The 5,924-nt window shown below is 60.8% G+C and carries 4 protein-coding genes; 2 read left to right on the top strand and 2 right to left on the bottom strand.

Features of this window, described 5'->3' with window-relative positions; all coding sequences use genetic code 11:
• Positions 1–292 precede the first annotated feature (292 nt).
• Entirely contained in the window at positions 293–1,921 is a 1,629-nt protein-coding gene (locus tag ACTQXM_RS08850; RefSeq protein ID WP_441547649.1) for a UDP-glucose--hexose-1-phosphate uridylyltransferase, read from the bottom strand.
• Positions 1,912–3,117: a galactokinase gene (locus ACTQXM_RS08845; RefSeq protein ID WP_441537630.1), complete on the bottom strand. Its 1,206-nt coding sequence runs from the start codon at positions 3,115–3,117 to the stop codon at positions 1,912–1,914. The genes ACTQXM_RS08850 and ACTQXM_RS08845 overlap by 10 nt, the downstream gene beginning before the upstream one ends.
• A gap of 383 nt (positions 3,118–3,500) precedes the next feature.
• Between ACTQXM_RS08845 and ACTQXM_RS08840 the strand changes: the two genes are divergently transcribed.
• Both ACTQXM_RS08840 and ACTQXM_RS08835 read left to right on the top strand, forming a co-directional pair.
• A complete protein-coding gene (locus tag ACTQXM_RS08840; protein WP_441537632.1) occupies positions 3,501–4,487 on the top strand; it encodes a LacI family DNA-binding transcriptional regulator in 987 nt (328 codons plus the stop codon).
• 129 nt (positions 4,488–4,616) lie between these two features.
• A complete protein-coding gene (locus ACTQXM_RS08835) occupies positions 4,617–5,777 on the top strand; it encodes an FprA family A-type flavoprotein (protein ID WP_427793971.1) in 1,161 nt (386 codons plus the stop codon).
• Positions 5,778–5,924: the final 147 nt, after the last annotated feature.

The raw sequence follows: 5,924 nt of genomic DNA, 5'->3' as shown, positions 1-5,924 counted from the left end.
GCGCGGCTGCGCCTATGGCACTTCAACATCATTGTCGCAGCCCCGACCCGCGGTCACGAGCGGGGGCTCCTATCTTTTTAGTGCCCTCGGATTGGGTCATAGTGTCTGTCGTTGCCAAGACGCCGGCGTTGCCTTGGTCGCAAGTAGTCATTGGGGACGCTCTTTAATGACTAGTCGTTTAAGAACGTCTCCAATGACTGGCCAATAAAACGGCGCCCGCCGGCGATGTTGCCGGCGGGCGCCGTTGTCTTGAAGACGAAATGATCCGTTTTCCTCCGTCCCCAAGGGATCATTACAGCGAGTCAATGAAGCGCTGCTGGGCGGCGCGACCGGCTTCGTCCCATTTAAAGACGCCGGCGTTGTCGAGCACGTGGCCAAACACCATGCCGACCTCCTCATGCAGGATGTCGATGGCGCTATCCGCCGTAAGCTCGTCGGCGCGGCGGGCAAAGACGTCCTCGGCCCATGCGGCGTGGCTGCGGCAAAGGTCGTCGCCCTCGAGCGCGCCGGCAAGGTCGTAACTGACATCGGCCTTGGCTGCCAGCAAGTGCTCGCGGACAGCGCCGAGCTCGGGAACCAAGCGCGGCGGCAAAATGGCCAGGCCCATGACCTCGATCAAGCCGATGTTCTCTTTCTTGATGTGGTGGTACTCGGCATGCGGGTGAAATACGCCCAGCGGATGCTCGTCGGTTGTGATGTTGCAGCGAAGCGCCAGGTAGGCCTCGTAGATCTCGCCGCCGGCATTGCCGCGAGAGTCGACGCGGCGGATGACGGGCGTCACAGTGTTATGCGCCACGCCGTCGGCTGTGTGCGCGATGACGCCCACAGACTCATCGGTCCACTCGCGCCAGGCGAGGATAATCTTCTCGGCAGCGTCGAGCAGCTGGGCGCGGTCGTGCGAGCGCAGTCTCAGCACCGAAAGCGGCCACTGCAACACGGTACCGCTGACCTGGTCAAAGCCGGGCACGTTAAACTGCGAGACCTCGGCGGCATGCATCATGGGGAACTCGTGCGCGCCGCCCTGGAAGTGGTCGTGCGACAGAATCGAGCCGCCCACGATGGGCAGGTCGGCGTTGGAGCCAATAAAGTAGTGCGGGAACAGGTCCACAAAATCGAGCAGGCAGGTCAGTCCCTTACGGTCGACGTGCATCGGGCGATGCTCGGCGCTCATAGCAATGCAGTGTTCGTTAAAGTACGCGTACGGGCTGTACTGGAAGCCCCAGCGCTCGCCGTTGAGCTGGATGGGGATAACGCGCAGGTTCTGGCGAGCGGGATGGGCACCGCCGTCGGCTGCGGCGGAGCGTCCAGGGTAGCCCTCGTTCTCGATGCACAGTTGACAGGCGGGATACTTCTCGCCCGTGTTCTTTGCGGCGCCGGCCGCGGCAATGTCGCGCGGGTCCTTCTCGGGCTTCGACAGGTTGATGGTGATTTCCAGGTCGCCCCAGTTGGTGGGGGTACTCCATTTGATATTGCGCGCGATGGCGGCGCGGCGCACGTAACCGGCGTCACAGCACAGACCATAGAACCAGTCGGTCGCGGCGCGGGGCTCGTTGACGCCCATGCGTCCGTTGAACTCCTCGTTTACAACCGAAGGCCTCGGCATGAGCGCGCCCATGATGCGCATGGCGATGCGGTCGCGGCCCGACGCCGTGTCCTCGGCAGCGCCGTTGGCAACGGCGGCCTCGGAAAGCGCGGCAAGCGTGCCCTCCAGGTCAAAATTGGGGAGCGTATCGGGGTGCAAGAGCGAGAGCTTCTCGTTCTGCATCGCCCAAGCCATGTCGAGCGCAGGACCCGTGGCGCCGATGCACTCCAGAATGGTGTTGTAGGCCCAGATGCGGTCATCCTGTCCGATCATGGATCGATGGATGGCATACTCAATCAGGCCCTGCGCGGCCTCGCGCACATCAGTCATTACAGCCATGCCGCATAAGCCCCCTTGTCAGAAATTGCGTAGTGGCGGGCAGAGCCCTCGCCCAGCCAGCCGTTCATCTTGGTGATGAAGGTGTCGACCAGGTCGAGCGGCACGAAGGCCTGGATAGTGCCACCAAAGCCGCCACCGTGGATGCGGACGGCGCCGCGGCCGTCGAGCACATGCTCGGCCAGCGCCAAGGCATACATGGAAGGTTGCTCGGAGCCCAGTTTGGCGACGACATTCTGCAGGTACATGGCAGAGCTGGCACCGGACTCGCGCGTCAGGACCAGGAACTGGTCGATGTCGCCGGCGCTAAGGGCTGCCCAACGCTTATCGACCAGGCCGTTCTCGTACCAGTAGTGAACGGCGCGCAGGCAGGCACGGTCGCCCAGCTTGGCGCGTAGCTCGGGGAGCTTGGCGTCAAAATCCGCCACGTTTACCTCGCACAGGCGTGTCTTGCCAAACTCGGCGGCGACGTCCTGCATCTCGCGCGGAACGGCGGCGTAGTCGTCGGTGGCGGCCACGTGGTCGGCGCCAACCTTAACGAGCACGAGCGCATAGCCGTGATCCTCAAAGTTGAGTTCGAGCTTCTGGGTTTTAGGCTGAGCCTGGTCCTCAAAGTCCATGTAGGCGAGGCCGCCCAAGCAAACGGCGGCCTGGTCCATAAGACCGCAGGGCTTGCCATAGTAGTTGTTCTCGGTGCGCTGGCTCATCTGGGCGAGCGCGACGGGCTCAATAGTGGGCGCGCCCCAGAGCGTCTCCATGGCGCGGCCGTACGCCGCCTCGACGGCGGCAGAGCTCGAAAGACCGCCGCCCGAGGGGACGGAGCAGGTGAAGGCGAAGTCGAAGCCCTGGGGCTCGACGCCCAGAGCTGCAATCTCATGGGCCATGCCGCGGACGAGGCTTGCGGACGTGCCCTTCTCGGACTCCTGAACATCTAGCGTATCGAGCGTGATCTCAAAGGTAGGATAGCCCTCGTCGGCGACGCGGATCTTGTTGGAGTCGGTTGCCACAGCGATACCGTCAACGGCGACATCGAGCGAGCCGGCGATAACATGGCCGCCCTCGTGGTCGGTGTGGTTGCCGCTGATCTCAGAACGGCCGGGTGCGTGCACGTAGAGCACCTGGCGGTCGCCGATGGGTCCAAACTCCTCCTCAAACAGCCTGGTGAGCATGGTGAGTGTCTTTTCGTCGGGGGTGGTCATGGGAGTCCTTTCCTTGGCGCGCACGGGTGAGTTTTGCGTCGCTATGAGTACGTTAACAACTTGAAGCGGCATGAACCAAGTGTTCACGATGCCGCACGTTACGGGCTATGTTAACGTACTCATAACAGATCTCTTGTCACTTTTTGAGAATCTGGTAGTCGGTAGAATTACAGCCGTGAACGGTACCGCCGTATGGACTTATAAAGCAGAAGAGATACAGATAGAAAAAGTAGAGTACGTTAACATGCGTCCGACGATAGCGGGCCTCGGAGCGGGATATATTTCTGCCCGGGCCGGCATGCACGCTATTCAGATCTCGCAAGGGTGAAGGTGATTCTGTGGCAAGGCACTCGTCCAACGATACAGGTACGCGTCCGGTCTCCATGGCCGACGTCGCCCGCGCTGCCGGTGTTTCGCAGCAGACGGTTTCGCGCGTCGCCAACGGCTTGCCCAACGTTAACGAGCAGACGCGCCAGCGCGTGCAGGCCGCTATGCAAGAGCTCGGTTTTCGTCCGAGTTATGCCGGCCGCTCGCTGCGCGACGGCCGTTACCATTCGGTCGGTCTGTGCGTCAACGATATCACCAAGTTTGGCAACCTCTCAATGATCGACGGCATCGCCAGCGCTGCTCGCGAGCATAATTGCGCCATCACGCTGGTCGAGATGTCCAAGACCGAGGAGTTTTCGCTTGCCGAGGCCACGCGTCGTATGGCTGCGCTGCCGGTGGACGGCATCATCATCGGCATGAGCCGCATGGCGCCCGATTTTGAGACGTTTGATCCGCTGCCGGGCATTGGCACGGTTATTGTTACCATGTACGCGCACCCGCGGGTGACCACGGTCGACTCCGACCATTACGGCTGCTCGCTCTTGCTTATGGATCATCTGTTTGAGCTGGGGCACGAGCAAATTCGCTATATTGGCGGCCCGTCGTTCTCGGTCGACGAGCAATTTCGTCGCGCCGGCTGGCAGGATGCGCTCGTGCACAAGCACATTAAGCCGCAGGCGCCGCTCGAGGGCGACTGGTCTGCCAACAGCGGCTACGAGGCCGGCAGGTACCTGGCCGAGCACGATCGCACCATGACGGCGATCTATGCGGCAAACGATCAGATGGCAAATGGCGCGATTGCCGCGCTGCGTGATAGCGGCCTGCGCGTGCCCGAGGACGTAAGCGTGGTGGGCGTCGACGATTCGCTCGACGACTTTGTCGCGCATAACGAGCTCACGACCGTTCGATTCGATTTACATCAGCGTGGACGCGAGGTGTTTGAGCACGCGGTTCCCGAGGCGGGTACGGCGGGCAAAACCGTTGCTATTCGTATTCCCGGCCAGCTCATTATTCGACATAGCACGGCGATTCCACGCTCATAGTTTGCGCAGGTAAACGACGATTTATCGTATTTCAATAACAATCGGTAAGGATGCCGGCAGATAACAGTTGGAATGCTGCCAAGTGCTATGATAGACAAGTTATTTTGTCTATCTAGGAGGCTTTGTCTGATGGAGATCACCAAGGATATCCGCTACATTGGCGTCGACGACCACGACATTGACCTGTTCGAGGGCCAGTACGATGTGTCCGAGAACGGTATGGCATACAACAGCTACGTTATCTTGGGCGAAAAGATCGCTGTCGCCGATTCGGTCGACGGTGGTTTTGTCGACGAGTGGCTCGGCAACCTCGAGGCCGCGCTCGATGGCCGTACGCCCGACTACCTGGTCATCCATCATATGGAGCCTGATCACTCCGCCGGTATCGCCGCCTTTATGGAGCGCTATCCCCAGGCGCAGATTGTGGCCAGCATGGGTGCTTTCCGCATGATGGTCAACTACTTTGGCACCGACTTCCCCGAGCGCAAAATGGTTGTCAAAGAGGGCGATGTGCTCGACCTGGGCGGCCACAGCCTGACCTTTATCGGCGCCCCCAATGTTCACTGGCCCGAGGTGCTCTTCTCCTATGAGGCCACCGACAAGGTGCTCTTTAGCGCCGACGGCTTTGGCAAGTTTGGCGCCAACGACATCGAGGATCCCGAGGGCTGGGCTTGCGAGGCTCGCCGCTACTACTTTGGCATCGTCGGTAAGTTCGGCAAGTTTGTGCAGGCCGTGCTCAAAAAGGCTGCCGATCTGGATATTCAGATCATCTGCCCGCTCCACGGTCCTGTCCTTACCGAGAATCTGGGCTATTACCTCGACACCTACAACACCTGGTCGAGCTATCAGCCCGAGGACGAGGGCATCACGATTGCCTATGCGAGTGTGTATGGACATCTGAAGGCTGCCGTCGAGGAGCTCGCCGCAGCGCTCGAGGCTCGCGGCCAGAAGGTTTCCGTCTTTGACCTGGCTCGCGACGACATGGCCGAGGCCGTTGAGGATGCGTTCCGCTATGACCGCCTGGTGCTCGCCTCCATCACCTATCAGGGCGAGATCTTCCCGTTCATGAGCACCTTTATCCACACGCTCGCCGAGCATGCCTACCAGAACCGCACCGTGGCGCTCGTCGAGGCCGGTTCCTGGACGCCCGCCGCTGCCAAGGTTATGACCAAGGAGCTCGAGGGCATGAAGGACATCACCCTGGCGCAGAACAAGGTGACTGTCCTGGGCTCGCTCAACGACACATCGCGCGCCCAGATCGAGGCCCTCGCCGATGAGCTTTCCAAGTAGCGATATTTCGCTTTTAACGGGCAAAACCACCACAAAGGGACAGTGAACTGCCTCCCATTTCTTGGACATCGGGAAATGGGAGGTTTTCCATGAGTATAGACCTCAGGGTGAAGCACGACCTGGAGTCCAGGAGGCGGGCCGTCGAGC

It is taken from the genome of Collinsella sp. LCP19S3_D3, assembly GCF_052121455.1.
In the GTDB taxonomy this organism is placed as follows: Bacteria; Actinomycetota; Coriobacteriia; order Coriobacteriales; family Coriobacteriaceae; genus Collinsella.
Note: the sequence above shows the minus strand (reverse complement) of the source record. Positions and strands in the feature narration are given on the sequence as shown.

What these genes read in the sequence shown, in the direction of transcription:
- ACTQXM_RS08850 (WP_441547649.1), bottom strand. Translation starts at nt 1,921, where the DNA reads ATGGCTGTAATGACTGATGTGCGCGAGGCCGCGCAGGGCCTGATTGAG.
- ACTQXM_RS08845 (WP_441537630.1), bottom strand. Translation starts at nt 3,117, where the DNA reads ATGACCACCCCCGACGAAAAGACACTCACCATGCTCACCAGGCTGTTT.
- ACTQXM_RS08840 (WP_441537632.1), top strand. Translation starts at nt 3,501, where the DNA reads ATGGCCGACGTCGCCCGCGCTGCCGGTGTTTCGCAGCAGACGGTTTCG.
- ACTQXM_RS08835 (WP_427793971.1), top strand. Translation starts at nt 4,617, where the DNA reads ATGGAGATCACCAAGGATATCCGCTACATTGGCGTCGACGACCACGAC.